The organism is Vibrio sp. 10N.222.48.A3 (assembly GCF_041475345.1).
GTDB lineage: Bacteria > Pseudomonadota > Gammaproteobacteria > Enterobacterales > Vibrionaceae > Vibrio > Vibrio tasmaniensis_A.
This window is the reverse complement of sequence record NZ_JBFRVX010000008.1, coordinates 1-3,885: the sequence shown is the minus strand read 5'-3', so window position 1 is coordinate 3,885 and position 3,885 is coordinate 1. Positions and strand designations below refer to the sequence as shown.

Annotated in this window: 3 protein-coding genes and 1 pseudogene; all 4 read left to right on the top strand. The window is 40.8% G+C overall.

Annotated elements, in window-relative coordinates; translation table 11 throughout:
* Positions 1-388, top strand: a pseudogene (locus tag AB4653_RS00175) (EmrB/QacA family drug resistance transporter); the annotation flags it as partial.
* A gap of 288 nt (positions 389-676) precedes the next feature.
* The gene (locus AB4653_RS00170; RefSeq protein ID WP_102257630.1) at positions 677-2,266 is read left to right on the top strand and encodes a response regulator; all 1,590 of its coding nucleotides are present in this window, start codon (positions 677-679) and stop codon (positions 2,264-2,266) included.
* Positions 2,260-2,592: an Hpt domain-containing protein gene (locus tag AB4653_RS00165; protein WP_009844988.1), complete on the top strand. Its 333-nt coding sequence runs from the start codon at positions 2,260-2,262 to the stop codon at positions 2,590-2,592. The genes AB4653_RS00170 and AB4653_RS00165 overlap by 7 nt, the downstream gene beginning before the upstream one ends.
* A 394-nt stretch (positions 2,593-2,986) precedes the next feature.
* Positions 2,987-3,883 (top strand): RNA polymerase sigma factor RpoD/SigA, encoded by an 897-nt coding sequence (locus tag AB4653_RS00160; RefSeq protein WP_017099449.1) that lies wholly within the window; start codon positions 2,987-2,989, stop codon positions 3,881-3,883.
* The last annotated feature ends 2 nt before the right edge of the window (positions 3,884-3,885 follow it).

The window sequence follows — 3,885 nt, the reverse complement described above, 5'->3', positions numbered from 1 at the left end:
TCCGCTGTCTTTGGTTGCGATGAAAAACATCAGCAAAATGGACACGCCTGACGCTTCGACCTTAACCAACGTAATGCGAAACCTAGGGGGTGCTTTTAGTATCGCGATTATTGCTACGTTGTTAGATAACAAAACGCGCGAGCATTTGGCGCATATCAAAGAGTCGCTGCCTTCAGTTAGCCAATTGGGTTGGCAAACGCTCAAAGATCAACAAGCGTTCTTTATTCAATCAGGAAGTGATGCCGCAACGGCGATGCAACAAGCGCAAGCTAGCCTACTTGGCACAATGCAACGTGACGCTGCCATTATGGCTTACAACGATGTGTTCTTAATGATGACGGCGTTCTTGGCTCTAGCTGCAGTATTGATTCTAAATATGCGTGATTAGCGCTAGAGTTTTGTTTAATAAAGCTTCAAGAAAAGAACAACATTTCGAATAAAAACTCGAACAATAAAACAGAGAGGTTAGCTTACCGGCTTGCCTCTTTTTTATTTCTAAAACACGTATAACCCAACGAAAATCAGGTAAAAGTAACCTGCGTTTGAAGTCTTTCATAAATGTTATCGAATACTCCTTAATTACCAATAGTTTATTGAGTGTTTGTCTGTGATATTGGCACCTTGACAATGTGCAACTTGACACCTAAATTAAAAATAACATTTGGTATTGAGGAAAATGGATTTGACCTTACCACCTGACCTACGAGTTTTAATTGTCGACGACTCCAAGAGTGCAACTATTCTTATAAAGCAGCAACTCTCGAGCTTGGGCATTGCACATGATTGCATCTTTATTGCGACCGACTATCGACAAGCAATTAAAGCGGTCGAGACTCACTCTTTTCATGTACTCCTCATCGATTACCACCTAGAGCAATTCTTCACGGGCTTTGAACTTTTGGGTATTCTGTATCGAAATAGGCTCATCGACCATACGGTTGCGACAATTTTACTCTCTGGAGATATGCGTCAAGAAACGGTATTAACTGCCCTGTCAGGCGAGGCACACCATTTCGTTTCTAAACCGATTCATACTCAGAGGTTAGGTAAAAAGATCCAAAGTGCTGTGTCCATCTCGAAGAAGCTGACACAACTGAACGAGTTATATCCGATCACCAGTCAGGATAAATTGGCTCAAGCATTAGCGGTCTCGCCTAATGGCACTAGCGTTCAATTCGAAGCGACACTGATTGAACATTTAATTTCAGGTAAGAATTGGCAATTGCTCTCTAGCGTCATTAACAACTCGAAAACCAACATGCACCCGACAAAACTGGTTGCTGAAGCTCTGATTCTCGACAGTTTAGGCAAACAGGATCTAGCCATAGATAAGCTCCACAACTTTCTGATCGCGCAGCCACTCTCATTGAGCGTCATTGATTGCTTAAGCTGTATCTACGAAAAACATAAGATGCTGCTTCCTGCTCTGAAATTAGCGATTCGTGCATTTGAGATGACACCAAGTATCAGCCATCGTGCAATCAGGGCGATTGACTTGGCTGAGAACGCAGACAACACACGTATGATCATAAAGTTAGGTGAGATGTATGCGACCCATATTTCAGCTGCTGACATTGATGTCATTCACTCCATTTGTGCGCACTTTAATTCGTTAAAAGCGACTTATCAGCGCGAGACGCAACTAAAGTACAAACGTATTTTGCTTGAGCACGCCAACCAATTCACCGAATTAGTAAACCTGAAACTTCCGGTAAAACAACAGCAGCAGGTTTTAGCCAGCCTTGCCCTGTTTCAGAGCAGTATCTTGCTGATCGAAAATAGCCCTCAGGTTGCCCACAAAAAAGTGATTAGAGCTTCAACGCTGTTAGCGAATAATTTCCACAGCCAACCAACTTACTTGCTCGCTCAACTATTACCACTGCTCGTCCATTTTGGGGAGTACTCTCTTTATCACTTAGCAGTGGAATGTCTAAAATCTCGTGGAGAAGCAGTAAACCACAAACTTGAGTCCAAAAATGTCGACCCTTCAACTTGTATAAACATTGAAAACTTTGGGTCAATACAGGAATTAAAAGACTATATTCACAGTTACCCATATTCAGTTGCCGCCAAACTTGACTATATATATGCCGTTCATAAAGCTCATATAGATGAAAAACTTAGCGACGACTATTTAAGAGAAATTTTACAGTTAGAACTTCCTCCAAAATGGAATCAATGGATTAGTGATTCATTAAGATCTGGTTTTTCGAGTAAGCCGCCTAGCCCATTTTCAACATACAGCCAACAGGAGTCTATATGCTAGATATCGATGCCTTAAATGCCTACTTAGATAATGACAGAGAAATAATCTTCGCTGTATTGTCTGTGTATCAAGAAGACCATGGCAATTCATTAGAAGAGATACAAGAACTGGTACAGCAACAAGATTGGGGCAAGCTTCATTTTATCGTACATACATTAAAAGGCATATTAGCCAGCTTCGGCGAAGAAACAGCTACAGCGGCCTTAGAAAGAGTCGAGCAAAACACATCCAATAAACTAGCACCTCAAACGGATGACCTTTCGGTTATCTACAGCGAAGTAAAAATCATCAATCAACAAATCGATGATGTGCTCAGCACTTATTAGTCGATAGAACTAAGAGTTACGTGGTGAAACTTAGTAGCCAAAGGAGTTGAGGTATTTGGAAACATTGAACCTCGACTCTTGTCATTTTCTCTCTCAATGATATAGCTAATCCACGCCTATAAATTCATGGTATTTATCTAGATAAGCTCAAACATAGCAACACTTTATAGACCTCCTACATACATGTCTTGAACAAAAAACCGTCACACTCGATGGGATGCAAAATAGTTAAATATTTGTAGATTTTTTTGTGACATAAACATACGAAATTGCATTTTATTTATTGGTAAAGAAGAAACTGTTACCTACACTTAAATGAAACCAAGTGTTATTCACCTGGTGACATAATAATAAAATAAATAAAACGTTCAGTCGGCTAGATAAGGACAAGGAAATGAACAATGACAATTTTGCTGCGTTTCAGGGGCTCACGAATGAAACTCCCATTAAAGAATCATTTTCAACTGCTACAGAACCTTATGCTCACTATCTAAAGGATATCGTGGGCATTGATCTGTTATCGCGTGAAGATGAATTGTATTACGCAAAGTTGAATCGTGCGGGTGACAAACATGCACGTGACATCATGATCGAATCGAATCTACGCCTCGTTGTAAAAATCGCAAAAAGTTATCTAAAACGCAAAGGCAACAACTTCACACTGCTCGACCTTATCGAAGAAGGGAATATTGGCTTAATCAAGGCCATCGATAAGTACGATCCAGAACCCGGCTATCGTTTTTCCACTTATGCTGTGTGGTGGATTCGCGAAAATATTGAAGCGGCCTTAATGAATAAAGGTCGTACCGTTCGCTTACCTGCTCATGTGTGTAAAGAAATTAATAGCCTTGCATCAAAGAAGCTCGATGTAAGCAAAAAAATGCGCAAAGAAATCTCGATCTCAGAATTATCGAATAGCTCAGGCGTAAAAGCTGAACGTGTCGATCAACTGGTTGCGTTAAGCGGGTTTATTGACGTAACAACGACGGTTGGTATCAGCCACGCACCACTTGTACTTGAACAGTGCGAAAGTGAATACATCCCCGATCCTCAACAAGACTGTGAAGACCAATCATTTACACATGCGCTAGAGCAGATCATAAACACACTGCCACCTAAATTGCAGAAGGTTCTTATTCACCGTTTTGGTTTCTTCGACAACAAGGTGAAAACACTGTCTGAGGTTGGACAAATGTTGGATGTGAATGTCTCTAATGAGCGAGTTAGACAGATGCAGAAAGAAGCGGTCGAGAGGATTCAAAAACGACTGAAATTTGATGGTTGGGTCTAAGT

Excerpts from the sequence above, each read along its gene's own strand:
- AB4653_RS00170 (WP_102257630.1), top strand. The coding sequence starts at position 677 with ATGGATTTGACCTTACCACCTGACCTACGAGTTTTAATTGTCGACGAC.
- AB4653_RS00160 (WP_017099449.1), top strand. The coding sequence starts at position 2,987 with ATGAACAATGACAATTTTGCTGCGTTTCAGGGGCTCACGAATGAAACT.
- AB4653_RS00165 (WP_009844988.1), top strand. The coding sequence starts at position 2,260 with ATGCTAGATATCGATGCCTTAAATGCCTACTTAGATAATGACAGAGAA.